The organism is Streptomyces sp. NPDC094034 (assembly GCF_040303865.1).
Classification (GTDB): Bacteria; Actinomycetota; Actinomycetes; order Streptomycetales; family Streptomycetaceae; genus Streptomyces.
The window spans coordinates 55,178-81,666 of record NZ_JBEOUD010000040.1; the positions used below are offsets into that span (position 1 = coordinate 55,178).

General features: G+C 66.3%; 17 protein-coding genes. 10 read left to right on the forward strand and 7 right to left on the reverse strand.

Annotation, left to right across the window (positions count from 1 at the left end):
• Positions 1–46: 46 nt before the first annotated feature.
• Positions 47–2,758: an amino acid adenylation domain-containing protein gene (locus ABTZ59_RS28750; RefSeq protein ID WP_351419549.1), complete on the reverse strand. Its 2,712-nt coding sequence runs from the start codon at positions 2,756–2,758 to the stop codon at positions 47–49.
• A 429-nt stretch (positions 2,759–3,187) separates the two neighbouring features.
• On the opposite strand from ABTZ59_RS28750, the gene ABTZ59_RS28755 reads away from it, so the two are divergent.
• Together ABTZ59_RS28755 and ABTZ59_RS28760 are read left to right on the forward strand one after the other, a co-directional pair.
• On the forward strand, positions 3,188–4,147 hold the full coding sequence (locus ABTZ59_RS28755; RefSeq protein WP_351419550.1) for an LLM class flavin-dependent oxidoreductase: 960 nt from the start codon (positions 3,188–3,190) through the stop codon (positions 4,145–4,147).
• 58 nt (positions 4,148–4,205) lie between these two features.
• Entirely contained in the window at positions 4,206–5,069 is an 864-nt protein-coding gene (locus ABTZ59_RS28760) for an inositol monophosphatase family protein (RefSeq protein ID WP_351419551.1), read from the forward strand.
• A gap of 242 nt (positions 5,070–5,311) precedes the next feature.
• Here the strand turns inward: ABTZ59_RS28760 and ABTZ59_RS28770 are convergent, their stop codons facing one another.
• On the reverse strand, positions 5,312–8,251 hold the full coding sequence (locus tag ABTZ59_RS28770; RefSeq protein ID WP_351419552.1) for a type I polyketide synthase: 2,940 nt from the start codon (positions 8,249–8,251) through the stop codon (positions 5,312–5,314).
• Between the two features lie 220 nt (positions 8,252–8,471).
• On the opposite strand from ABTZ59_RS28770, the gene ABTZ59_RS28775 reads away from it, so the two are divergent.
• A complete protein-coding gene (locus ABTZ59_RS28775) occupies positions 8,472–11,564 on the forward strand; it encodes a non-ribosomal peptide synthetase (protein ID WP_351419553.1) in 3,093 nt (1,030 codons plus the stop codon).
• Complete coding sequence (locus tag ABTZ59_RS28780; RefSeq protein ID WP_351419554.1) at positions 11,561–12,727, forward strand: cytochrome P450; 1,167 nt, start codon at positions 11,561–11,563, stop codon at positions 12,725–12,727. The genes ABTZ59_RS28775 and ABTZ59_RS28780 overlap by 4 nt, the downstream gene beginning before the upstream one ends.
• Positions 12,728–12,751: 24 nt before the next feature.
• Here ABTZ59_RS28780 and ABTZ59_RS28785 read toward each other — a convergent pair whose 3' ends face one another.
• Positions 12,752–13,555 (reverse strand): LamG-like jellyroll fold domain-containing protein, encoded by an 804-nt coding sequence (locus ABTZ59_RS28785; protein WP_351419555.1) that lies wholly within the window; start codon positions 13,553–13,555, stop codon positions 12,752–12,754.
• A 123-nt stretch (positions 13,556–13,678) separates the two neighbouring features.
• Between ABTZ59_RS28785 and ABTZ59_RS28790 the strand changes: the two genes are divergently transcribed.
• The 6 genes from ABTZ59_RS28790 to ABTZ59_RS28815 all read left to right on the forward strand — a co-directional run bounded on the left by ABTZ59_RS28790 (position 13,679) and on the right by ABTZ59_RS28815 (position 20,161).
• Entirely contained in the window at positions 13,679–14,833 is a 1,155-nt protein-coding gene (locus tag ABTZ59_RS28790) for a glycosyltransferase family 2 protein (RefSeq protein ID WP_351419556.1), read from the forward strand.
• Between the two features lie 77 nt (positions 14,834–14,910).
• Entirely contained in the window at positions 14,911–15,798 is an 888-nt protein-coding gene (locus ABTZ59_RS28795; RefSeq protein WP_351419568.1) for an aminoglycoside phosphotransferase family protein, read from the forward strand.
• 38 nt (positions 15,799–15,836) lie between these two features.
• Complete coding sequence (locus tag ABTZ59_RS28800; RefSeq protein ID WP_351419557.1) at positions 15,837–16,580, forward strand: phytanoyl-CoA dioxygenase family protein; 744 nt, start codon at positions 15,837–15,839, stop codon at positions 16,578–16,580.
• A gap of 181 nt (positions 16,581–16,761) precedes the next feature.
• On the forward strand, positions 16,762–18,225 hold the full coding sequence (locus ABTZ59_RS28805) for a carbamoyltransferase family protein (RefSeq protein WP_351419558.1): 1,464 nt from the start codon (positions 16,762–16,764) through the stop codon (positions 18,223–18,225).
• Between the two features lie 50 nt (positions 18,226–18,275).
• Positions 18,276–18,974, forward strand: coding sequence for a DUF6071 family protein (locus tag ABTZ59_RS28810; RefSeq protein ID WP_351419559.1), 699 nt, complete (start codon positions 18,276–18,278; stop codon positions 18,972–18,974).
• Between the two features lie 119 nt (positions 18,975–19,093).
• On the forward strand, positions 19,094–20,161 hold the full coding sequence (locus ABTZ59_RS28815) for a hypothetical protein (RefSeq protein ID WP_351419560.1): 1,068 nt from the start codon (positions 19,094–19,096) through the stop codon (positions 20,159–20,161).
• Between the two features lie 96 nt (positions 20,162–20,257).
• Here ABTZ59_RS28815 and ABTZ59_RS28820 read toward each other — a convergent pair whose 3' ends face one another.
• The 4 genes from ABTZ59_RS28820 to ABTZ59_RS28835 all read right to left on the reverse strand — a co-directional run bounded on the left by ABTZ59_RS28820 (position 20,258) and on the right by ABTZ59_RS28835 (position 25,873).
• Positions 20,258–21,499 carry a glycosyltransferase family 4 protein gene (locus ABTZ59_RS28820; protein ID WP_351419561.1) on the reverse strand — a complete coding sequence of 414 codons (1,242 nt, stop codon included), beginning with the start codon at positions 21,497–21,499 and terminating at the stop codon, positions 20,258–20,260.
• A 240-nt stretch (positions 21,500–21,739) separates the two neighbouring features.
• Complete coding sequence (locus tag ABTZ59_RS28825) at positions 21,740–23,290, reverse strand: GMC oxidoreductase (protein WP_351419562.1); 1,551 nt, start codon at positions 23,288–23,290, stop codon at positions 21,740–21,742.
• 73 nt (positions 23,291–23,363) lie between these two features.
• A complete protein-coding gene (locus ABTZ59_RS28830; protein ID WP_351419563.1) occupies positions 23,364–24,155 on the reverse strand; it encodes a TauD/TfdA family dioxygenase in 792 nt (263 codons plus the stop codon).
• Between the two features lie 248 nt (positions 24,156–24,403).
• The gene (locus ABTZ59_RS28835; protein WP_351419564.1) at positions 24,404–25,873 is read right to left on the reverse strand and encodes a glycosyltransferase family protein; all 1,470 of its coding nucleotides are present in this window, start codon (positions 25,871–25,873) and stop codon (positions 24,404–24,406) included.
• Positions 25,874–26,489: the final 616 nt, after the last annotated feature.

Sequence of the window (26,489 nt, forward strand, 5' to 3'; positions counted from 1 at the left end):
CTCTCTAACGACTCCGTCGCGGTGGGTACTGCTCTGATCAACTCGTTTACGTGGAGAGGGACTTCTCAAGCAGGGCGAAGGGTGGATTCGGAACGAGGTAGAAGTGGTCGCCACTCACCGGTTCCTCGCGGAATTGTCCCTCGGTGAGCTCGCTCCAGGGCCGGATATCGGCGTGTGGGTCGCAGTCGCCGACCAGGGCTGTCACCGGGCAGTGCAGGATGGGATCGGGTCGCAGTATGTAGTTGTGGAACATCTGGGAGTCGGCCTCGACGTAAGGCAGGACCAGTTCCTGGAAGGCGGGATCGGCGGCCAGTTCAGGATCCGTGCCGCCGAGATCCACCAGACGGTTGACCACGTTGTCAGCTGGGCCGTCGGCCCACTCGTCAGCCGCATCACTCCCCGTGAAACCGCCGGGTGTTTCCCGGGAACCGGAGGCGAAGAGATGGGTGGGCCGGATGCCACCGGCCTCAAGCGCACGGGCCGCTTCGAAGGCCACTACCGCCCCCATGCTGTGGCCGAACAGGGCGATCTCCGCCCCGCCCAGCGATGCCACCGCTTCCGCGATCTGTGTCGCGAGTGCACGCAAGTCGGTGGCGGGCGGCTCCTCGATCCTTTCACCACGTCCTGGATAGCAGACGGCGTGGACCTCGATGTCCGACAGGTGGCGTCCCCAGTCGCGGAAGAAGGACGCGGATCCCCCCGCGTGCGGGAAGCAGATGAGCCGTTGCCTGGGTTCCTCCCGCGGCACCACGCATTGCAGCCATTTCCTGGGCTGTGGCGCTACGGAGACCGGCTGGCGCAACCTCTGCCGGCGGGCGTTCAGGGCCCGTGCCCGTCGGCTCTCCTGTCGTTGCTCACCCGGCACCGCGTCCCCCTGGCCTTCCCCCGCACCGATCATGGCGGCCTGCGCGGACACCGTTGTGCACCGGAAGAGCATGGCGACGGACGGACGGACCCCGGTGTGCTGCTCCAACGCGTCCTGTAGTCGGAACATCGCGAGCGAGTGGCCACCCAGGTCGAAGAAGTTCACCTCTCTGGGAATGTCGGGCAGCCGGAGGATCTCGGCCCAGGCGGCGGCGACTCGCTGCTCAAGGTCCTCACCGCGGACGGCCGGCCGAGCAGCGGTGGCGGACGAGGCTGGTTCCCCGGTGGAGACAGCGGCGGCGAGCGCACCCCTGTCGACCTTGCCGTTCACCGTCCGTGGAAAGTCGTCGAGTACGGCGACGCTGGCAGGCACCATGAAGGCCGGCAGTCGGCTCGTCAGATGTTCCCGTACCGACTCCGCGGTGGCTCCTTGGTGGGCGAGCGCGAATCCGATCAGTCGCGTTCGCTCGGCGTCCGTTACCACGACCGCGTCGCGAACACCCGGTGCGGTGCGCATCGCGGCCTCGACGGCGCCGAGCTCCGTACGGTGCCCACGGATCTTGACTTGGTGATCGCGGCGCCCGAGGAAGTCCAGCCGCCCGCTCCGGTCCCACCGGACGAGGTCGCCTGTGCGATACATCCGGGCGCCTTGTGTTCCGGCGAACGGGTCCGGCAAGAAGGCCCGTCCGGTGGCATCCGGCCGACCGATGTAACCGCGGGACACCCCGGCGCCACCGATCACCAACTCCCCGCGTACGCCTGGGCGTACCGGCCGCAGCTCATCGTCCAGTACATACAACCGCACCCCGGGGGCGGGGCCTCCGATGGACACCGGTCCCGGCGCGTCGAAGCGATGGTAACTGGCCCACACCGTCGTCTCGGTGGGGCCGTACTCGTTGACCAGCTCAACTGAACCGGGTAGCACGTCGAAGTGTCGCTTCACCAGTGCCTCGGACAGCGTCTCCCCCGCCACGATCACCGTCCGCAGGGATGCCAGGCGTTGCGTGCCGACACGCTCGGCGGCGTCGAGGACGACATCGTAGAGCGAGGGAACGCACAGCATCTGCGTCACCTGGTGGGTCTGGATGAGATCCACCAGCCGCCCAGGGTCGCGGACTTCATCGAATGTGGGTATGACCAACCGACCGCCTGTTGTGAGCGTGCCCCAGAGGCCGGCGGCTGAGGAGTCAAAGGCGATCGGGGCAAGAAGCAGGTGGACCGGTGTTCCCGGGTAGACCCGACGTCTGGCCAGGGTGGAGGCAGCCAGCTGGCCGTGCTCGACCAGGATTCCCTTCGGATCGCCGGTGCTGCCGGACGTGTGGATGATGTAGGCGGGGTCCGTCCGACCCACCGCAACGGGTGGCTGGTCACTTGGACGCGGCAGTTCGTCCGTATCTTGTGGTGTTTGGTCCGACCGTACGACCGGGAACCCGAGGGCGGACACCTTGGGTGCCTGTGCGTCGGCCGTTATGACAGCGACAACACGAGCGTTGGCGAAGAATTCGCTTGTCTGTCGTTCAGGCTGCTCCCGGTCGACAGGAACATACACCGCTCCCCGTCGCAGAACCGCCAGTGCGGACGCAACCGTCGCGGTCGATGGCTCGGCGAGAATGCCGACGTGGTCGCCCTTCCTGACACCAACCGCGTCAAGTCGGACGGCGATCCGGTCGGCCCACTCGTCGAGTTCGCCGTAGCTGAGGGTGTTCCCGTTGCCGAGTACCGCGATGGCCGAAGGGTCCGCACGCGTCACACTGCGCACCAACTCATGGACGGGGGTGCACTCAACGTCCTGCAACGGGACGCCCCGGCCAAACAGCATCACTTCTTCTAATTCGCCGTCACTGAGGAGATTCCCCGCATCGGGCTCGGCATCAACGCTTTCCGTAGAAGACAACCTGCTCCCCCTTCAGTTCCCAGGCTGATCGTCGCGCCGTCAGACACCACCTGGAGCGTCTCCTCCAGATCGAACTACCGTATGTTTCTTGGCACTTCGGAGCCGCATCTGGGCTCACTCCGGCCACTCTGACAACACAAACGATCAGCATCGTAACCGACCAACTACAGAGTCGTCGAGCATGGATGAGGGCCGACGTCGTCCGCTCTGGGTGGGTCTGCTATGGACGGTGCCGACCCTCACAAGCCATCACATCGCGTGGATCCGCGCGGCAAAACACCTGGTGTCGAAGTGCACCCGCGGCGGCTGAACCGGTCGGCCCCCCTCGCTCGTGGCGTGTTCGACGATCAGGCGGCCGAGCGGTCTGGGCACACCACAACGCCGACGGCACCGTAGCCGGATGAGAGATCAGTAGGTAGCCTCGCCCCCATGCCAATAGTCGGAGTTGGTCTCGCCCGTGAACTGCCAACCGCATTCGTCGTTCCGGCCGCCCGCGCCGTCGAGGCGGCCGGCCTGAGTGATCTGTGGGTCGTCGAGGGCCCCTACTTCCCCGGCGCGATGAGCACGGCTTCCGCCGCCCTCACCGCGACCGAGCACATCAATGTGGGGCTGGGTGTGGTGTCCGCGGTGAGCCGCAACCCAGTGATCACCGCGATGGAGATCGCCACACTCGCCGGACTCGCCCCCGGCCGGGTAATAGGAGGGATCGGCCACGGCAATCAGTCCTGGATGGAGGACATCGGCGAGCGCAGAGCTTCGCCGCTCACCACGCTCGCCGAAGTCCTGGACGCGGTAAGGGGGTTGCTGCGTGGTGACGAGCTCGCAGTGGAGGGCCAGGACGTCACGCTGAGGAAGGCACGGCTCGAACAGCTGCCCAACCCGGTACCGCCGGTGTTCACCGGCGTCAGCGGGCCGAAGTCCATCGTCCTGGCGGGTCAGCACGCCGATGGGCTCGTCATGGCCGGCCGGCCGGGGCCCACATATCTCAAGCAGGTCCGGGAGTCAGCCGCGGCATCGGACGACTTCGAGATCGTCGCCTTCGTATCGGCCTCCTTGGACACCGATCGCGACCGTGTCCGGGAACAGATGGCTCCGGGAATCGCATCGTCGGTGACGAATCGTCAAGTATCGATGCTCGCCCTGCCGTTCTACGACGAGCTGGCCGCGCGGGTCGCCGAACGAGGAGCCGAGGCCGTCCTGAAGGCACCGGACGAGTGGTGGCTGGAGTTCGGCGCGATCGGCACACCGGACGATGCGCTGGCCCATGTCGAGGCACTTGCCCGGGCCGGGGTGGACCGGGCGATCTTCTACTTCATGCCCGATCAGTCCCTGTGGGAAAGCCAAGTTGAACTGGTCGGGCGCGAGGTGCTGCCCCACATCACGGCCTGACCGCCCGGCCGGGTCCACGCAGTGACACGGTGTTCCCACAGAGGACGAGCTGTCACGCGTGGACCGGCTCGGCACGCCTGCTCGGCTTGACCTATCGGAGGCATGTGTGGTGGAACAGCCCGATCCCGGCGCGTTGTTACAGGTGGCTCAGGAAGTCGTCAGCAAGGCCGTCGAGCACGTACTGTCCCATCCCCCGACCCATGTCCGTGAGAAGTCCGATCGTGACGTCGTCACCGACATCGACCTGGCGGTTGAGCATCTGGTGCGCGGGCTGCTTTCTCAACACACCGCGGACATCGGCTTTCTCGGCGAGGAGACCGGCGCCACCGGCAATCGGACCACCTACTGGGTGCTCGATCCGATTGACGGAACCACCAATTTTTCTCACGGCATGCCGATCAATGCCATCGCACTCGGCCTGGTCCACCGCGAACAGCCGATCCTTGGTGTGGTTGCGTTGCCCTTCCTCGACAGCCGTTACTGGGCCGTCCACGGCGGCGGCGCCTACCGGGACGATGTCCGGCTGTCCGTCTCCGGCGCCACCGACCTGTCCACCTCTCTGATCGCGCTCGGCGACTACGGGAGCGGACCACGCACCGCGGTCGGCGACTTGATCTCCGCCGCTCTGGACCGCGAACTCACCCCACGCGTGCAAGGTGTACGCCGCCTGGGGTCCACAGCCGTGGAGCTCGCCTGGGTCGCCGAAGGATCGATTGACGCCAGCATCACTCTCGGCAATCCCACCTGGGACACCGCCGCTGGGGTCGTCATCGCCCTTGAGGCCGGAGCCATCGTCGTGGACGCCGACGGCTCGCCGTACAGCACCCGCTCCCGATGCGCTGTCGCGACCACCCCTGCCCTGCGTGACGTGATCGTCCCGCTGCTCGAACTCGCTCGCGACACGCGGTACTGGCCAGGCTGACGCTGGTGCGGCCCGACCGCGCTCGCGGTGGTGGGGCGCCGCGACGCCGGTGCCCGGCCGGCCGTCCTCGGCGACCGTGAGTGTGCTTCCGACTCCGGTCCGGGCACCGGACTCCTCCCAAGCCGTTGGCTCCGGGAGGCCGGACAGCAACGTGAGCGGACTCGGCCAGGTCGTCGTCGCGGGTCCCCGCAGCCGTGTCGCGTCTGCCCCGGCTCAGGGACCCGTGTCGTGCCTCTCCCGGCTCAGGAAGTCTCAGTGACACCAAGCAGGCCGAGGACCACCGCGATCTGCTTCTCAAGCGTACGAGCGGCAAGCATTGCCCGAATCGGCACGTGGACACCGAGGTCCTTGTGGACCCGTCGGGCCAGCCGGGTGATCGTCAACGAGTCGCCGCCGAGCTCGAAGAAGTCGGACTCGGCCTTGAGGTCGGGCTGACCGAGCAGTTCCGCCCAAATGCTGGTCAGAACGGCCGCGGCGGCCTGTCCTGAGGTGTCCTCTCCGAACCGGTCGTCGCCCGGGATCGGCGCGGCGGCCGCACGCGGCGGCTCGACGTACGGGCGGGTCCGGCCGGCGGCCTCCGGCGCGAGCCAACTCGGCCCGGCGAACGCGTACCCCGGCAGGTGGATCCGTCGACCCTCGCCACAGAGCCGTTCCACATCTACCGGCTGCCCCAGCGTCCAGAGTGTCCCCAGAGCTGTCAGCAGCTCCGTACCGTCCGACGCCGCCTTACCCGGTGAGAGCGGGACGCTGGACAGACCGACGGCCTCTGCCATGGCCGAGAGGGCCCGGCCCGGCCCCACCTCAACGACGACAGCGCCCGGGAAGTGCGCGGAGACCGTGCCCATCGCGTCGGCGAAGCGCACCGGCACACGAGCTTGCCGCACGAACGAGTCCGGATCGATCCTCGCTCCCACCGGGATGACGCGCCCCGCGGCGTCGGTCAACGGCACTGTCGGACGTCCCAGCCGCGTGCGGGCCAGTTCCGTGGCCAGCTCCGGCAGGGCGGGCTCGATCAGAGCCGAGTGGAATGCGTGACTGGTCCGGAGCAGTTGGGAATCGACACGGTTGCCCAGCCATCGCCGGAACGTCTCCACAGCCTCGGGGTCCCCCGCCAGCACACAGTTGTCCGGCGTGTTGACAGCCGCCAGTTCCAGTCCGGAGCCGGACTCCGCGATCAGCTCAAGGGCCCTCCCCTCACCGCAGCGCACCGCGAGCATCGCCCCCACGGGACATGCCGCCATGGCGCGGCCACGGGCGGCTACGAAGCGAGCCGCGCCGGGGAGGTCGAGAACGCCGGCGACACACGCGGCGGCGACATCCCCAAGACTGTGCCCCACCAAGGCGGCGGGAGTGATACCCAGCGCTGTGAGGGCCGTGAAGGCCGCGTACTCGACCGCGAAGATGGCCGGCTGCGCGAGCCGCGTCTCCATGAGCTGCGCCGGTGGGAAGTCGGTGCTGAAGAGCGCACCGCGCAGTCGGTCGGCCAATGGGGGATCGAACGCGCCCAGACACCGCTTGAGCGCCGCGGTGAAGCCCGGCAAGGTGTCGGCGAAGGGGACGGCCATGCCTGGGTACTGAGAGCCCTGGCCTGGAAAGAGGAAGACAACGGGGGCCGGGCCGTTGTCCGGGCCGCGCCCCCGTACCGTGCCGATGCCTGTGTCGAGGCGATGTGCGATCTCGGCCCCCGTGCGGCCGGCCACGGCCAGCCGCTCCGGCAGTGTGGCGCGTCCGCTGACGAGGGTGCGGGAGACATCGGCGAGCGGTGGCTCGTTGTCGGTCAGGTAGCCGCGCAGCCGAACCGCGGCGCGGGACAGGGCATCCGCGTCGGCGGCGGACAGTGTCACCAGCTGGGGGGCGTCCGGGCTGACGGGGCGGGCCGTGGTCCGTCGCGGCGCCTGTTCGATGACCACGTGGGCATTGGTGCCTCCGATCCCGAACGAGCTGACTCCGGCGCGCCGGGGCTCCGCCCCTGTCCAGGGCATTGCCTCGGTGGGGACGAACAGCGGCGACGTATCGTCCTCCAGCAGTGAGTTCAGCTTGGTGAACCCGGCCACTGGCGGTATGAGTCCGCTTTTCACCGTCAGTAGGGCCTTTATCAGGCCGACGAGACCGGCGGCCGAGTCGAGGTGGCCGATGTTCGCTTTCGCCGCTCCGACCGCCACCTGGCCCGCGCGCGCGCCCGACGCGGCGAGGGCGGCGGAGGCCGCGGACCACTCGATGTTGTCGCCGAGGCGCGTCGCGGTACCGTGTGTCTCCAGGTAGCCGATCCCGTCGGCGTCCACCTCCGCCGCGCGCAGCGCGGACCGGATCACCGCCTCCTGGCCGACGGGGGACGGCGCGTAGTAGCCGGCCCTTGCCGCGGCGTCGTTGTTCACCGCGGTACCGAGAATGACGCCATAGGGCTCGGGGTCGTCATCGTCGATGTCGGTCAGTCGTCGCAGTACCACGCTGGCCACCCCTGAGCCGGCGACGGTGCCGTCCGCGCTTTCGTCGAACGGTCGGCACGTGCCCGCGGCGGAGTAGATGCCGCCGCGCATGAAGAGGTGCCCAGCTTGCGGGTAACCCATTCCGGCGGCTACGACGACAGCCTGCTCGCAGTCGCCGTTCCAGAGGGCCTGGACGGCCAGGTGCACGCCCACGAGAGCTGAGGAGCATGCCGTCTGCACCGCCATCGCGGGGCCGGTCAGACCAAGCTTGTAGGCGATGCGGCCGGCCATGAAGTCGGGCTCGGTGCCGTGCAGCGCCTCTTCGAGACTCACCGGATCCAGCCCGCCTCCGGCCACCATGCTGCGCAGGTATTCGCTGCCTGTCGCGGACGCGTAGACGCCGGTCGTCGGCATCCCGCCGGTCGGGGCGATCCCCGCGTCCTCCAACGCCGACCACACTGATTCCAGCATGAGTCGGTGTTGTGGATCCATCAGCTCGGCGTCCCGGGGGCTGATCCGGAACAGCGCGGCGTCGAACCGGTCCGCCTGATTCAAGTGACCGCGGACGGGCACGTAATCCGGGTCGTCCAGCAGACTCGTGGGCACCCCGGCGTCGAGGAGCGCCGACCGCTCGTAACGTGTCGTCAGCACCTTCCCGGACAACACCGCGGACCACCACTCATCGAGATTCGACGAGCCGGGAAGCCGGGCGGACAGGCCGGTGACGGCGATGTCGAGGGACGTGTCCCGGGTCATGTCATCCCTTCGACGTGGGCTGTTTCATGGCATCTACCGCGGGCCGCTTCATCGAACAGCTTGCCCAATCAAGCAGCGGGATGGCAACCTAACCTCCGCCAGCCCGCCGCGAGTTGACACTTCATTCACAGTAGTCCGGGCATTGTGTCCGCCGGAGGCTCCGCCAGCAGCGGCTGGTGCGGTTCCTCACGGCCCCAGTCCGGTGCCGACGGAGGACAACATGCGACCTGACCCAGGATGGACGGCCGGAGCCGCGAGTATCGCAGCCGACGAGGGGCTGCACCAGGTGGTGGAGCGGATCGCGTTACATCGCCCGGACGGTGCGGCCCTCATCTCTGGCGGCCGAGTGACGACGTATCGTGAGCTGAATCACAACGCGGACGCCTGGGCGGCCGGCCTCGTCGCTTCCGGGGTTGCCAGAGCCGACCGCGTCGCGATTGTGTTGGACCGCGGCCCGGAACTCGTGACGGCGCTGCTCGCCGTCCTCAAGGCAGGGGCCGTATATGCCTTGCTCGACTCGTCCTGGCCTCCCCATCTGCTCCGGGCCGCTGCCGAGGGGATGCGTGCGTCGCTGCTGGTGACCAGCCCGGGAAACCTCAGCAGCCGGGATCTCCCGCTGCCGGTGTGGTCGGTACCGACCGGCCCCGTCGACGTCCCGGACGGCTTTCGGCCCATGGCCGTGGACGCCGCCGACCCCTGCTGTGTCTTCTTCACCTCCGGCACTACCGGGCGGCCCAAAGCGGTCCTGAGTCCGCACCGGGCCACGGCGCGCCTTTTCCAGACCAACAGCTTCGCGCGCTTCGCCGCCGACACGGTGATGCCACTGGCGGCGCCGGTGCCTTGGGATGCCTTTTCACTCGAACTGTGGTCAGTCCTGCTCAATGGCGGCACATCGCTGCTGATCGACGAGCCGTACGTGTCAGGCCACTCACTGCGCGCGGCGGTGTCCGGGCACGGCACGGACACAGTCTGGCTCACCAGCAGCCTGTTCAACATGCTCATGGACGAGGACCCGGGCGCCTTCCGTGGTCTGCGTCAGATCATGGTCGGTGGTGAACGGCTCTCGCCCGGCCACGTCCGCCGGCTGCTTCGCGACAGCCCGTCGACCTTGCTGCTCAACGGGTACGGGCCGGTGGAGAGCACGGTCTTCGCCACCACCCACCGAGTCACCGAGGCGGACTGCGATCGGCCCCACGGCATACCGCTCGGGCGACCGGTCCCCGGCACTCGCGTCCACGTCCTGAACGGCTCCCGGCCCTGCGCGGTGGGCGAGGTGGGGGAGATCTGCATCGCCGGTGACGGTTTGGCCGCCGAATACGTGGGGGATCCCGCTCGTACCGAGGAAGTGTTCACCGAGGTCGTGATCGGCGGACGATCGGAACGCGTCTACCGTAGTGGCGATTTGGGGCACTGGGGTGAGGATGGGCTGCTGCACTTCCGCGGCAGGGCGGACCGGCAGGTCAAGGTGCGTGGGCATCGGATCGAGGCCGCCGAGGTCGAGCGGCAGGTGGAGCAGGCGCTGCCTGGAGTGAGATCCTGTCGTGTGGTGGCCCGTCGGGACGATGCGGGGGCCGCTGTCGAACTGGTGGCGTTCTGTGTGCCGTTCGAGCCGGGCGACCCGCTGGAAGGTGGGGTCGCGGTCGTACGCAAGGCTCTCGCCGCGCACCATCGGCCGGTTGAGGTGGTCAGTGTCAAGGCCTTCCCCGTGACCGCACATGGCAAGCTGGACGAGCGAGCACTGCTGGCCGGTGTCCAGAGATCCGTCCTCCCCGATGTCCAGGGCGACCACGCCCCGGCCGCGGACCCGACAACCCGGCTGGTGGCCGAGACGTTCGGTGCGGTGCTCGGCCGGTCCCCGGTCCCGCCCGATGTGCCCTTCGCGGAGCTCGGGGGCAGTTCGCTCGGGGCCGGCCGTGTCTGTGCGCGCCTTGCCGCACGACTCGACCGCCCGGTTCCCGTCTCCCAGTTCTACCGGCATCCCACGGTGGCCGGCCTCGCCGGTTGGCTGCGATCCAGGCCGTGGACCGGCGAGGCGACGCCAGTGGTCGGCACCGGTACTGGCGTGCCGCTCTCGCCCATGCAACTGGTGTTTCTCACGAGTGAGTTGCTCAACCCGGGCGACCGGGCGGGCTACTGCCTGCTCACCTGGGTACTCGACGGGGACGTCGACCGGGAGGCGCTGGAGGCGGCGGTGGCGGCGGTACACGGCCGGCATGAACCCCTTCGTGCCGCGTATCTGCCGGACCCGAGGCCGATGGCACGGATCGTGGCCGTCGGCGCTCCTGAGGTTGAGGTGCTCTCGGCCCATCTGTCCGTCGACGCGGCGGTGGCGGCCTTGCGGACGGCGTTGGCTTCCGGCCTGGATCTCGCGTCCGGCGAGGTCTGGAGGACCGCTTTGGTGCCCGTGGGCCCGATGTCGGTGTTTGGTTGTGTCGTGCACCACATCGCGTTTGACGGGTGGTCGGAGTCCGTGTTGGCGGATGACCTCGCCGGCGCTTACAACGCCATTCGGCAGAGGAGGAGTTGGGAGGGGTCAGCAGCGCCGTCATTGGCGGCTGTCCACCGGCGGCGAGTGGCGGGCATGGCACAGGCAGACCTGAGCGCTGACCGGGCCAATCTGGTTGACGACTTGGCCGGTGTGCCCGATCTGCGCTGGCCGGCCGGGGAGACCAGGCAGGAGCCCGGCCCCCCGGAGCGAATGGAGGTGCGGCTCGCGCCGGCCGTGGTCGAGGGTTTGGACGCTCTCGCCGCCGACACCGCCGTCAGCCGGTTCGTCGTGCTGCTGTCCCACTACGCCGGTGCGCTGGCCGAGGTCACCGGGCAGCGCGATTTCGCGGTCGGTGTGCCAGTGGCGCAACGTGCCGGCGCGGGCCTGGAACGGGCCGTCGGATGCCACCTCACCATGCTCGGTATCCGATTGCGTGATGCGGCTCTGAACGGTGACGTCACCGCCGTCGGCGAGACAGGACGCGTCGTCCGGCGCGCCCTGGCCGCGCAGGACGTGCCCTATCCCGAGGTACTGGAGCTGCTGAACCGGCCTCGTACTGGCCGACCGCCGCTTTTCCAGACACTGTTCGCCCTGCAGAACAACAGGATCCCGAAGCTCGACCTCGATGGGGCGCACACCACGTTTGTGCGGCAGCCCTACCTCGGCCTCCCGCTGGAGCTGCACGTGGAACTGTGGCCGGATGAGGACGGCGGACTACGGCTGGAGGTCGCCTGGCAACCGGAGGCGGTGCCGCGGCCCGTGGCTCTGGAGCTCACCGGGCGATATACCGACAGCCTGCACGCCGCCGCGGAGGGCCGCTCATGACGCCGCTCACGTCACCTGCCCAGCTCGTCGATCCCGAGTTGCACGCGACCGGGAACCCGCATGCCGTGTGGCGGTGGATGCGCGAGAACGCCCCTGTGTACCAGCACCAGGCGGACCAGCTGCCGGCATTCTGGTCGCTGACCCGGTACGAGGACATCCGCGCGGTCTACCGCGACCACGATTCGTTCAGCTCAGCCCACGGCGTCCTGCTCCGGCCTGCCGCGTTGGGCGCCGATCCAGGTGGTGGCCTCACCCTTGCGCTGACCGATCCTCCCCGCCACAAGCAGTTGCGCTCGCTCTTGGCACCGCGCTTTGCCGTACGGTCGGCCCGCGAGCTGGAGGACTTCCTGCGCGCGGACGTCCGGGAGGCGCTGGCCCGTGCGACGGAGCGAGGCGAGTGTGACTTCGCCCAGGATGTCGCGGCGCGGTTGTCGGCCTTGACCGTCTGCCGGCTGACGGGAGTCCCGCCGGAGGACCACGAGATGTTCGTGCGAGCGATAAGTGAGGCGTTCGCAGCGGCTCAACCACTGATCGCTCATCCTCAACTCATGGAATATCTTGTGGAGTTGATGTATCAGCGGATGGAAGAGGCCGCCGAGGACCTGATGAGCAGCCTGACCGACGACGAGATGCTGAACGAGGAGGAAATCCTCCTCAACATCGAGAACCTTGTCGGCGCGAGCGAGAATGCCGGGTTGTCCATGGCCGGTGGTGCGCTGGCCTTTCTCGATCACCCGGAGCAGTGGGACCGGCTGCGCACGGACCGAAGTCTGCTGCCTTTGGCGGTGGAAGAGGTTCTGCGCTGGACCAGCAGCGCGACGCACAGCATGCGGACCGCTGCCCGACCGGCCGTCCTCGGAGGGCAGCGTATCGAGGCAGGTGACCGGCTGGTGCTCTGGATTCCGTCGGCGAATCGTGACGAGGGGGTGTTCGCCTGCCCGGACGAGTTCGACATCGCCCGCCGCCCGAATCGGCACCTCGCATTGGGGTTCGGTGAACACGTCTGCATCGGCGGCAATGTGGCTCGTACCCAGCTGAGAGTCCTGCTCACCGAAATGCTCGATCGGGTCGCACTGATGGAGCGGACCGGGCCGGTGGTGCGACTCCGGTCGATCGCTGTGAACGGGCCTGAGCACCTCCCGGTCCGAATCACGCCGATGTGATCCGGACCGGGGCGTCAGCGGGCGTCAGCTCTCCGGCACCGTGTCATTCCTGTACAGCTCGGCCGCGTCCTCCGCCGTGAGGACGCCGGAGAAGATCCGCACCGGTCCGACGGATCCGGGCCACAGGTCGCTGACCTTGTCCAGGTAACGTGCGCGGCCCAGCTGGACACCGCCCTCCGCGTGCCACTGGGGCCATCCCTCGGGCAGTGGCACCGTGACGACGTCCCCCGCTCCGGGGACGACCAGCGTCGCGGTACCCGCGTCCAGGTCGTAGATCCCGACCAGCAGGACCCACTCCCCCAATGCCGGCTGGACCGGACCGGCCGCCGCGTGCGGCCACTCGATGGTCCCCGTGACCGCACCGTCGATGGGAGCGACGGTGAAGTCCCAGCGCAGCGGCGCCTCCGGAGCTCCGGTGGTCTGACCGTCCAGGACCTTGCGTGCACCCAGGTAGAAGGGGCTGTGAGACGGTCCGTCCTGGGCGACCGCGGCGATCGCGTACTGTCCGGCCGGCAGATCGATGTCGCCGGCTGTTGTCGTCGCGTCGAGACGGACCCAAGCCGCGACGCTGAAACTCTGGTCAGTGCGGAGAACCGGCCCTTCCGTGGACAGCCACTGGCTCACACCGTCGAATGCCACCGCGCCGGGGACCGTGCCGCCGACACTGCGGCCAGGATCGCCCGTCGCGGTCAGAGTGTGACCGTTGCCGGAGGAGTCGGTGGCCGTTGTGCCGGCACCTTCGTCAAACTTCCACCACGCCCTGAGCGTGCCGGCCCCGTCGATGCCCGTTGAGCGTACGGCGAATTCGCCTGTCCCAGTCTCAGTCATCTGATCCTCCTGATGTACGTGCGATTGGCAATGCGTACACACTGAATCAGTGTCAGACACTGGCACAGCAAGACCCGATGCGGCAACATGGAGTCAGCTAGCCGATCATGCGGAGGAGCAGCGTTGACCAGTGTCAAGCTCTCGGTGGCGATCCCGTACAAGCAGCGACTCGACAACCTCAGGCTCGTCTTCGAGGGCCTGGCTCACCAGACCATGGACCGCTCGCAGTTCGAAGTAGTGGTAGGCGCTATGGAGTACTGCGAGGACTATGTCGCCTTATGTCGGGAGTTCACCAAGGAAATCAACATCCGGTCCGTCCTCTCGGCCGAACCCTTCGAGATCCCGCACGCCAGGAACCTGGCGATGCGAGGGGCCTTGGGACAGGTCGTCGTCCAGATGGACGCCGACACCCTGCTGCCCCCCAACGCCCTGCAGAATCTCTGGGACCGGCACTTCGCGTTCGGGCAGAACTCCTGTGTCGTCGGCCAGGTCGTCGGCTACGGCAACAACGAAGACGGTGACGTCGACGCCGTTGAGGTGCAGCCTTACGCACACTATGTGCCACTGCTCGACGAGATCGGTGCCTCACGGGGCGACTCGAAGGATCCCCGGTTCCAGGCCGACCACGTCATACCGTGGGCGTTCGCCTGGACCGGGCTCGTCGCCCTGCCCATGGCTGTCGTCCGCGACCATGACCTCTTCTTCGACCAGGACTTCCGCGGGTGGGGGGTGGACGACCTGGAGTGGGCCTACCGGGTCTGCGCGAGTGGCACACCCATCATCCTGCGGGAGGATGTGTACGCCATCCATCTGCCGCACCGCAGGGACTCGGCGGCCAACCGGGAGACGGAGAAGGGGAACTACCGACGATTCCTGCGGAAGTGGCCCCGCCCGGATGTGGAGCTGGCGTACGCCTTCGGCGATGTCAACGCGAATTCCCTCTTCCTTGACCACCTTGACCACGTGCGAAGGCAGGCAGGTAACCTGGGGCGAACGCTGGGCGCCGTCCGCACCACGGTTGATGGTTCCGACGTCCTTTTCCTCGGTGTGATCCTGGATGCCGACCTGCGAGTCGCCGACCCCCGGCTCGGCCCATTGCTCGACGCCGGACAAAGGACGGATGTTCTGGAGCTCCTCGGACTGGCCCTGCCGTACGAGAACGGGGATGTGGACGAGTGTCGGCTCCTGCCGACACTGTCGGGCTTCCCGACCCGGTACGGGGAAGCAATCGGCGCCGAGGCGGAACGGGTCGCCAAGCGGGTCGTCCGGATCGACTGATCCGGGTTGTGACAGGCAGGCGCGTCCTCGGACGGGCCGTCATCGGATATGGGGAGTCGACAGTGGCAGTGGGAAAGATGCATGCGGACGAGGTGGATGTCGAACCAGCCGTCGTACGCAGGCTTGTCGCTGAGCAGTTCCCGCAGTGGGCGGACCTCCCCCTTGAGCCGGTCACCTCGGACGGGACGGACAATCTCATCTACCGGCTCGGCGAAGAGATGTCCGTACGGCTCCCCCGAGCCGGCGGAGCGGACGAACAGGCCGCGAAGGAGTGCCGCTGGCTGCCTGAAATCGCCCCACTGGTCCCGCTCGCCATTCCCGTCCCGTTGGGGTTCGGAGTTCCCGGATGCGGGTATCCCTTCAACTGGTCGGTGCGTCGCTGGCTTACCGGGGAGACCGCGATCGCCGAGCGCATCGGGGACCCTCTCAGCGCCGCGACCGAGCTGGCCGACTTCCTGCTGGCCCTGCAACGGATCGACACGACTGACGGCCCGCCGCCGGGACAGCACAACTTCTTCCGCGGCGTTCCGCTGTCAACAAGGGACGCCCAAACCCGGGCCGCACTCGACAAGGTGGGTGACGTGATCGACAGCGAGGCGGCCCGCGCGGAATGGGAGGTGGCTTTGCGGGCACCTGCGTGGGAAGGATCGCCGGTCTGGGTGCACGGCGATCTCCAGGCGGGCAATGTTCTGGTGGAGGACGGACGATTGAGCGCCGTCATCGACTTCGGTGGTCTCGGAGTGGGCGATCCGGCCTGCGATGTGATGGCGGCCTGGACCGTGCTCCCCGCGGAGGGGCGGGATACCTTCCGGGCGGCACTGCAAGTCGATGACGCGACCTGGGCACGTGGGCGCGGGTGGGTGCTGTCCGTCGCCCTCATCATCCTTCCGTATTACCAGCACAGCAACCCGGCGATATTCAGTAAGGCTTTGAGCTGGATCAATGAGATCCTCGCCGAGGAGTAGACACCAGCGGCGGTCACGAGCTTTCTCCAGGAGGTTGTGTGGATGCCCAGCAGTCCAGCCAGGAGATCAGCACGTCCTCAACCGGGCTGACCAAGGATCAGGCTCAACGGCTCGGCTCCGAAGGTTTCATCATCCTGCCCGGTGTTTTATCCGAGGAGGATTGCGACTTCTTCAGTCATACGATCGACGAAATTTGGAGAACGAACAGGCTCGGCGAGATCTACCGATGGGAGACCGGCGTTCAGTTCGTCCCCAACCTGCTTCAGTACTCCACCATCTTCGAGCGATTCGTCACACAGCCCCTGGTCCTCGCGGCCGTCCGCGAGGTACTCGGGCCGGATTTCCAGCTCAGTCTGGTGAACGGTCGCCGCGTCGACCCCGGTGCGGGAAATCAGCCGTTGCACGACCTGGAGCGCCGCAGAGGCCTGCCATTCGTCAAATGCAACGCGATCTGGTGCCTGGACGAGTTCACCGCTCTCAACGGGCCGACCCGGGTCCTGCCGGGGAGCCACCTCACGAACGAACCTTTCCTGTCCCGGATCGAAGATCCCCTGCTGCCTCACCCGGACGAGCAGCTTGCGCTGGCCCCGCGCGGGTCCGTGGTATTCCACAACTCGCAACTTATCCACGGGGGCAGCGAGAACACGGCTGACGCCCCGAGGAGGAGTGTGCACAGCGCCTTCTGCCTCTGGACTGAGCCGACCCGGGACGACTGGAGCTGTCTTCCTTCCGAAATTCAGAGCCAGTTGACGCCGGAGGCGAAGAAGCTGCTCGGCCTGTAAACGATGAGCACCCTCTCAAACCCGTAACGTCAGGAGATGAAGCATGGCATCTCAGCGAAATCCCTGGTCCCCTGCCGGAATGCTGCTTGCCTTGGCAGAGCGGATACGCTCAATGCGCCGCTGGCGGAAGAGGAAACGGGAACTGGCCAAGCGCGACGGGTTTCTGTACAGGTAGCCCCGGATGAGGATATGGGGAATCTCAGCACTTTCCCACGACGCCGCGATTGCCGTGGTCGAGGAGGACCGGGCGGTTTTCGCCGCCCACGCCGAGCGCTATTCGAGACTTAAGAACGATCGATACCTCAACCAGGACATCATCGATGACGCGCTCCAGTTCGGCGAGCCGGACGTCATCGTCTGGTACGAACGCCCGCTGATCAAGAAATCCCGCCAACTGTGGGCCGGACAGTACGCGTTCGCAATGGATCTTGACGACCTGCCGCGGCGCTACCTGCGACGGTTCCGTATCCCCGGCAGGTACAAATTCGAGATCGTGGGCCACCACATGTCCCATGCGGCCTCCGGTTTCTACCCGAGTGGCTTCGACGAAGCGTGCGTCATCACCGTGGATGCCATCGGCGAATGGGATTGCATGGCTGTCGGAACCTTCACACGCGAAGGGTACCGTTCGCTGCGCAAGACCCGGTATCCGAACAGTATCGGCCTGCTGTACAGCGCCTTCACCCGACGTTGCGGATTCAAGCCCAACGAGGACGAATACATCGTCATGGGTCTGGCGAGCTTCGGCACCCCCCGCTACGTGGACGCGATCTACGACGACTTGATCGAGCGACGAGACGGTGATTACCGGCTCAAACGGAACGTACATCGGGGGATCGGCGACTGGCTGCCCGAGGCGAGCCCGGAAGATTTGGCGGCGAGCATCCAGGTCGTCACGGAAGAGATCCTGGTCGACATCGCCCGCTGGGCTCGTCGTGTCTCCGGACTCGGCAATCTGGTCCTCATGGGAGGCGTCGCACTCAACTGCGTGGCCAACTCAAGGATTGCCCGTGAGTCGGGGTTCGACGACTTCTTCATCATGCCCAATCCCGGCGATGCCGGATCGAGCCTGGGCGCCGCGGCCGCGTATGTGGGCTTGCCGCTGCGGTGGGACGGACCGTACCTCGGCACCCGTATCGATCGGCCGTACCGCCACCGGGAGATTCTTGACGCTCTGGTCGGCGGCGAGGTCGTGGGCGTGGCGAATGGGCGTGCGGAGTTCGGCCCTCGCGCCCTTGGGAACAGGTCGGTGCTCTCCGACCCGCGCGGACCTGACATCCAGGAGAAGGTCAACAAGATCAAGGGACGGGAACCGTTCCGGCCCTTCGCTCCTGCGATACTGGTGGAGCGCGCGCACGAATACTTCGATCTGCCGGTCCAGCGGTCGCCGTACATGCAGTTCGTGGCGCCATGTCGGCGCCCGGATCTGTTTCCCGCGATTTCGCATGTGGACGGCACGAGCCGGGTCCAGACGGTCTCCCGCTCGGAGAACCCCGATTTCTACGCGCTGATTGAGCAGTTCTCCGAACGAACCGGGTGCCCGATGCTGCTCAACACCAGCCTCAACAGGAAGGGTGAACCTCTTGCGAACTCCTGGGATGATGCGGTGGGCTTCGCCGCCGCGACAGGCGTGAGAGTGTTTTGATGCCGAATGAATCCTCGCCGGTGCGGCTCCTTGTCGTCAACGGCTGCAGTATGGCGTACGGCGACGAGCTGGAGAACCGTCTTGAGACGGGTTGGGGAGGGCTGCTCGCCTCCCGGCTCGGCGTCGAATACATCAACCTCGCGGCCTGCGCGGGCAGCAACAGCCGGGTAGTCAGACTGACCGTGGAGAAACTCCGGCGTTACACCGCCGAGCGCGGCATACGTCCGGACGAGGTCCTGTTCCTCGGGATGTGGACCCGGATAAACCGCTTCGAAATCCATGCCGGCGAACCGGACCGCCAGGGCGGCCTGCCGGAGGAGGTGCCGGACCCCGGGTGGTGCCGGATCCATCCGGCCTACATCGCCCGGCGCGACCAGCGGTCGATCAGGTGGTACCGACACCTGCAGAACGACTTCGGAGACCGAGCCGAATTCCTGATGAACTGGCTCCTGCTCGATGCCTGGCTGGACCGCAATGGCTACCGGCGCGGCTATCTCTGGGCGTTTGAGCCCTCCGCGGCTCTGTTCGACGGTATGGAGCAGTACGTCGAACAGATCGACTGGACAAGAGTCATGGGGATTGACACGTTGCCGTACGGCGGTCCTTCGCTTTTCTCGGTGGGCGAGTCGCTGGACGATCTCGGCCCGTCACGGCATCCGCTGAATCGGTCGCAGAAACTGTTCGTGGACAATTATGTGGACGAGTGGGTTCGTGACCTGCTGGCGCGACCGCACCGTACGGATGCGTAAGTTCGGCATTTTCAGTCCATGTCCCCGGGGGCGGACCACTCGTCGCCGATCGGGTGGCTCAGTATCGGGTGGCCCAGTGTGCGGGTTGTCGGGCAAGCGGAGGCGAGAGGCAGCGTGTCATGAGGGAATCACACCTCCAGATGCTCGCGGAGGCGATGGCGTGGCTGGAGACCGCTCACGAGGCGACCGGCCGCAAGGGCATCTCCGCCGGCTACGACCTCACACAGGGGTGGCAGCCCACCTATCCCGAGACCAGTGGCTACTTGATACCCACACTGCTACGGGCCGCGGACGTTCTGGAGCGGCCTGAACTCGGTGTCCTGGCACGGGAGGTGGGGTCCTGGCTGCAGTCTCTCCAGACTCCCGAGGGTGCCTTCCCCGGCGGAACGGGTACCAGTGGCCCTCCCGTGGTATTCGATGTCGGGCAGATCGTGCTGGGGCTTATGGCGTTGTGGCAGGCAACAGATGACCCCACCGCCCTGAGGTCCGCTGTCCGCGCGGCCCGTTGGCTCTCCACCGTTCAGCAGCCCAGCGGAGCCTGGCTGTCACACTTCGCCTTCCCCAATACCTACTCCGCGCGTGTGACCTGGGCCGTCGCGGAGGTATGGCGGGCGACCCACGACCCGGCCCTGCTGGACTGCGTGGAGCGCTCGCTTCGCTGGCTGTTGAGCCGGACCGGACCGGACGGCTGGATCGACGCAATGGCGTTCGACGCGGACCGGACACCGTGGACCCACACGATCGGGTACACCCTCCGCGGACTGTTGCGCAGTGGGGATCTGGTCGGTGGGGAGCTCGGCAGGCAGAGTGTGGCCGCGGCTGCCGCATGCGCGACGCGGCTCGCCGAGATTCGCGGTGCGTTGTACCCACTGCTGCCCGGGGAGATCGGGCCCGGCTTCGAGCCCAAGTCGCGGTACGCGTGTCTGACCGGGGACGCCCAGATGGTGACGGTCTGGCTCGATCTGGCACGACGCTCGGGAGATCACGCTTTGCGAAGCCGGTGCGTTGAGGTCGTGGACCGGCTCGGGGAGCTTCAGTTGCGGCAGCCCCTCGAACCCGCGGCGGTCGGCGCGCTGCCGGGCTCGTGGCCCCTCTCCGGCGGATTCGAGCCGCTTTCCTTCCCCAACTGGGCCGCCAAGTTCTTCGCTGATGCCTTGCTGAACCTTGCCGCGGACGAGGGACAGTAGCTTGAGGCCGCGGGCGACAGCCGCCCCCGGGCCTGCCGGCCACCGGCCGTCCACGCTCGTGTCGTCCACGACACCGTGCCCCTGGAGGCGGTCCGGTCACAGCTCCGAATCTGCTGCCCCGCTCGTTCCCCAGCGGAGATCACGCAACGCGGCATCGGCGATCACATCGATCCCGGGGACGACGGCCCGGAGGGATTCCATGATCTTTACGGGCCATGCTTCCTCATTCAGCACCCGCTTCGCCCCTTCACTTCGGATCCGCGCTCGTTCGTTCTCCGGCATTCCGAGAACCCTGTCGATCACCCGCGCGAGTTGCGACGGGTCATTCGGCATGTGGAGAAAACCGTCGATCCCGTCGGTGACTTGCTCCGAGAATCCGCCGGAGTCCGCGGTCACCAGAACGGCTCCGCCGTGGCGGGTCAGGAGCCTGGCCTCCATGGGGATCAACCCCCATGGCTCGTTTTCGGCGGAGAGGGAGCAGACCCTGGTCTTCGGCCACTGCAACAAGGACGCCATCAGTTCCCGATCGAAGGAAGTGACGAATGCGGCGTCCACACGTAACCGCGCGGCCAGGCTTCGGACATCGGGAAGTTCCGTATCGCTCATGATCACCGGATAAGCCTGGCGGCTCATCTCGGCCGCGGCTCTGATCAGCATGTCATGACGCTTGTACGGCACACCGCGTCCGAAGGTGACAAGCAGGTCCCGGTCGACCGGAATGCCGTGCCGGGTCAGTAGCCCCGACATATGGGATGGCGAGCGTCGGTGGTACCAGTGGTCAGTGGTGTCCACCCCGTTTCTGGTCGGGACAAACGTGTTCGGGTGCGCACCGTAATCGTCGATCAGATGCTGTGACATATATCGGCTGATCGAACCGAGTCGCACTTTGGGCGTGACCTTCGCCCAGTGCACGGGCAGGGACTCGGCCATCAGCCGCTCAGGGTTCGGCAGGGGCATTTCATGCACGAAGGCAGTCGCATGGGACACATAGACCGCTGTGATGTCGACACCTGCCGCGTCGGCCTGCAGTGAGGCATGGATCGGTGCGAAGGCGAATACGGGCTCGTGGCAGTAGGCGACCAGGACGTCGTACCGAGAAGCGAGGTCGATCAGCCGGCCGGCCAGCGCCGCCGACGCGATCTGCCAGTTCCTCAGTTCCCCCAAGCCCGCGTCTCCCCAGACCGCGTTGGCCGCAAGTCCCGTGGTACCACTGGGGACGACAGAGAACGTACCTCCGGTTTCCCTGATCCGTTCCTGGTAGTGGGCGGACAGCTTCTCGTCGTAGTGTGGATGCGCGCGCTGATAGGCGATCTCGACGAAGTGCGGAGTGAGCTCCACGCCTTGATGCGCCAGGGCCCTCTGAACCGCGGGAAGGGCCGCGATCTGCCCGCGTATCGCTGTCCCTACACCGCCGAGGAATATCTGAACGCCCTCGAACGCCGCGTGTACGAGGCCCACCCGCAGATGTCTGCTCGGATCCCTCGTGCGCGGGTGCCGCGCGCCGTCGTCCAGCGACGAACTCATTGGTCACCACCTGCGCGATTCTCGGATTCATTCACCGATGCGACCGATTGATGTTCAGGCCATGAGGATGGGAACCAACCGCCTGGAGAGCGCCAGACTTGTCAGAGAAGGGTTCGCGGATCCCTGCCTGGGGAAGATCGCCGGACCGACCGCGAAGAGACCGTCGATCTCGCAGAACTCCTGGTTCTCGTTGAGTACATCCCCCAGAGCGAGCGTGCCTCCCTCATGTTCCTCGCTCCCCAGAGGGCTCGACCAGGTCACCGGCTGATGGTGGACAGGAGGGTGGCCCTCGTCCCTCAGTGACTCCCGGACAGATCGCAGAGTCCTGCTGGGCGCGGTGAATGTGAAGTCGAACTCCAACGGGACCGACTTCACACCGAATTCGGTACACCATACGGACCAGAACTCCTGTAGCTCATCGCGCTGGGCCTCCACAGTCCGGGCGTCCTGGTCGGCGAGTCCCGTCGAGATCGTCACGGGCCAGGGCCATGCCTCCCCCGGCGAACAGGAGACGACGCCCTGTGCGGAACGTATCTGCTCGCCTGTGGCCCACACTTCCAACCGCAGGTCCCCTGCCTCGGTGAGATCAAGCTGGATGAACAGGTTGGAGTGCGACGAACCGCTTCCCGGCGTGAAGCTGAAGACACCTTCCCGTGCCCGCGAGACGAGCCAGTCCGGCAAACCCTCGGACGTGAGGGACACGTTGAACCCCTGCACGATGTGATCAACAAGCCCCGTCAGATGGCTCTCGGCCCGTTTCCCCGCCCGGTGGAGGGCTTGGATCGCGAGACGAGTGCTTTCCACGGTTCCCGCCGCGAGCACGACCTTCCCCGCTGTGACCCTCTTCTCTTCACCGCTCACCCTGTGCCGGACAGCAACGCCTTCCGCTCGGCCCCGGGTGGTGAGCACGGCCAGTGTTTCGATGTCCGGCGCGATACGGACGCCACCGCCCCCTCCGCGACTCTTCGCCGCGGTATCGGGCTCCAGCCAGTGCGAGAGTGGGGAGTACGCCTCCCACCGTGGAGATCCGGCGCCGGCCGGCCGCACCGCCCGAGGTGGATCGACGAAACGGAAGCGTCCGACGCGCAGGGCCCTGTCGTCCGTAGTCGCCGTGGTTGCCGCTGCCCTCTGGCTCCACTCCCTCAGATCCGACCGCACGCGCGCGTAGAGCGAAGCACCGTGCTGCCAGGAGTGCGCGAGATCGTCGACCACCGAACGCGGCCAGTCGGCCTCCGTCAGTGCCCAGTCCTCGACCGGCAGCAGCACACCGTGCCAGTAGAGGGACCGGCCCCCAACCCGTCGGCGCAGGCCCGACCCCTGGCCGAAATGAGGCTCGGCCGCTGAATTCCACAGCTGGACGAAGTACTCGTCGGATCGCTCGTCGGTCCAGATACGGTCGGCGGTTGCAGCATCGTTCGCGGCGTAAACATGGCGGAGGTCGTCGCCCGCGCCCGCTTCGACGACCAGCACATCGCCTGCCCCCGCCACGTCGAGGTGCTTTGCCAACTCCAGACCCGCGAGGCCGCCTCCGACAATCAGCACCTCCGCCCGATCTGGCAACTCTTCCCATTTCCAGCTGAGATGGGTGTCGAGGGACGTCGTCATCTGCCGCATTGATCTGCCTTCCGATGGAGGGGCGTTACGACACTCGCGAGGTTCCGATCCGTCCTGACCAGCCTCAGAGGAAAGCGGTGACCGGCCCGGATGGTTCACGGAAGGGGTTGATCACCCTGTCACCGGGGCCGCCCCGGAGGCCGCGACTGCGCCTCAGATCCCGCACGACGGTGAGTTTGCGCATCCAGCGATCCGTCCCGTCGTAGCGCGCCTGGAAGGTCCGGCGGCCATGCAGCGCACGATAGTTGTCGATGAGCAGCAGGTCCCCTTCCCCAAGACACACCGTCACGGCACGTTCCCCCAACTGCGCGGCAAGCGCACCAAACGCCTCTTCGGCTCCGACGTCTCCTGGAAGTGCGTCGGTATAGGGAACGTCCACGCGCAGGTAGGGCGCTTCACGCGAGCCGAACAGCAAGGGACGGGCCAGTCCGCGCGCTTCTGACGCGTCGTCGGCCCTGCGTAGATGTTCGGAGTCCGGCCTGATCAGGAACCGGGGGGAGAAGAGGACGTCGAGATCCAGGTCGGAGAAATCCAGATCCGTGGCCGTGACGATCGTGTTGGGGATCTTGTCGTTGTTCCTGAGACAGAGCAGAGCCAGAGCATCGCATCGTTGATCACTGAAGCAGTCTTCGATGTGGAGTTCCAGATCCGCGTCGCTGCCGTGGCCCGTCTGCTGATCCTCGTGCCCTCGTATGGGCAGGACATCATTGAATATCCGACCGTCCTGGAGGCTGGACCAGCCTATGGGTTCGCCCAGTTGGGAAGCGGTCAGAGCCAGCCAGAAGTCCTGGCGGAGGGTGGAGTCCTGATCCCGTTCCTTCCAGTGCCCGGGGGTCGGACAGGCGGCTCCGCCCACGGGTCCGTTACGGATGACCAGCGCCGCAGTCGATTCGGCGTACCTCACTTCGTGTATCGCGTCCAGGAGTTCGACTGGAAGCCTGGATCCATAATGTGCGGCACGTCGCAGAAATCCTGGATCGTCGGCTCGCACGAATTCTTCACACAGCGTTCCCAGCAGATCGGAGCACTCGGACGACGCTTCCTCGGTAAGAGATATCTCCCGCAGGCCACGTGGTGCCTGAACTGTCCCGTCAGTGCTTCGCACTATCGTCCCCCTCCGACTCGGCCTGCCACGCTTCGCGTTTCCCTCGGGGTTACCGACCGTGTGTCCCGGACCTGGTGCGCCATCTCCTGGAAGAGCTTCTGCCACGGTTTGGGATCGAACGACCGCAGGACCTGTTCCTTGTCTCGCTTCAAGCGATCCCTGACCTCGGGATCACCGTGATGGTTTTTCACCATCAGATCAAGGAGCCCGGTGGCCGCTGCCGATAATTCCTCAGGGTCCGACACCTTGACGCAACTGCTTTCAGTGCCATAAATGTCTTCGAAGCAAGCGTATTCGCTGACAGCGCAAGGGACCTCGGAAATGGCCGCCAAAGCCGGCCCGAGTCCTACGCTCTCGACGTCGGATGTGTTCGGGGTGAACAGCACGGCGCCCCCGCCGGCTCGGCACATTCTGAGCAGATCAATTTCATCGAGACACCATAGGCCCGCATCATCCTGGTGACTCGACAACGGGACCCCGTTCAGAAAGACCACGTCTTCTTGAACGTTCAATTCCTGGACGAGGGAGGCCACCTTGTGAGCGTAAGGCGGATCTTCGTCGAGGCTTCCGAATACCAGAAGATAGGGTGCCGGCTTCTGCCGCTCGTCGCAGATTCTCCTCATTTCCGCGAACATCGCGACCGAAATCTCGACGCCCTTCACCTGAAAAACTCTCACGGGCACGAGCAGCAGGGGCCGGTCCGGGTCCATTCCTCGCTGTTCCAGAAAGGCCGCATGCCGGTCTTCCAGCCCCTCGGAATCCAGTGTCGGAAGTACGTTCGGCACTGTTGTCGCGCTTATCTCCGTCGGATACTTCTTCACTTCCTCCGCCAGTCCGGAAGAGACAACTGCCCAACGGTGACACGGGTGTGTCCCGGGCAGGGGCGTGAACTGATTCGGCCCGGGAGGGTACACACGGGCCCCCTCCTCGAAGACCGAATAGCTGGCGAAGAGGTCATGATCCCAGAACAGAACGCCTCCCGGCGTACCGGCGGGCCATCGACGGGCAGCTGCCCTGTGCAGGCCAAGGGTTACCGGCACGGCATCGGAGAGGGTCATATTGACCGCACACACCCAATCGACATCGTGCTCGTCGAACCATCGTGTGAAGTACTCCTCGTACGGTCCGGCAAGCGACTCCACGGCACGATGCAGATCCGCACGCTCTTCGTCGTCAAGCGTGTCGGCGCGGGCCACCGCAGCGCGGATTCTGGTCAGTTCACGCATGAGCTCCGCCCGGCCGGTTCCCAGGGGAACAGCCGTACTGACGGACATCCAGCCGGGATACCCGCTGTCCTCGGATCCACGAGGGAAGAAGTGTTTCTTGTCGGGCCGCCATGAGAAACCGAGATCAGCCACGACCGGCAACTCAAGGCTCCCGCTCGGAAGCTCAGACTCTATTACGTTCCGGAAGATGGTGAGCAGACCGCTCACAGGGAGTCCATCCCCTGACACCAGAGCCAGCTTCATCGAAAACCTCTTCCCTGAAGATGGTGGCCCGAATCTCAATTCCGAAATGTTTTGCACGCGAACGGAGGACGCAGCCACGACGCCGCATCGGGAGCGTAGTTTTCCGGGCAGTTCACCACTGGACTGGAGCGCACCTTCCCACTCATTCCCGGGAGAACGCCGACCACACCCATGGAGGAAACTGGTTGCACACGCAATTGAAGTTACGGTTGTGATTCAAGAGGTGTCAAGTGACACCTTGACGGCCGCACAGTTCAGGCCAGGACAAGTGTCATAAAAATTCCTACCACGTCCCGAACGGGGCCCCGTACCTCCCTTGACGGCCGACCGGGACAGCACCCCGAAGCCATCAGCACGATCTCGGCCAATTCTCGACGGAATGCATACGACCGGCGTTGTGAGGAAAATCGCTCTCCGCGCCATGATGTTTCGCCGGGGCGACCGAATTATTCGCCAGAAGGTGACATGGCTGCACAGAAGATGACATGGACGCGATGAGTACGCAAAAAATCCTCTTGTTCCGACGGTGCTAGGTCCTGTCCGGTCCGATCGCCCTGGTGGTCTCGGGCGCGGGGGACGACCCGGCTCCGGAGGACGAGGCCGCCGTCCCGCACCC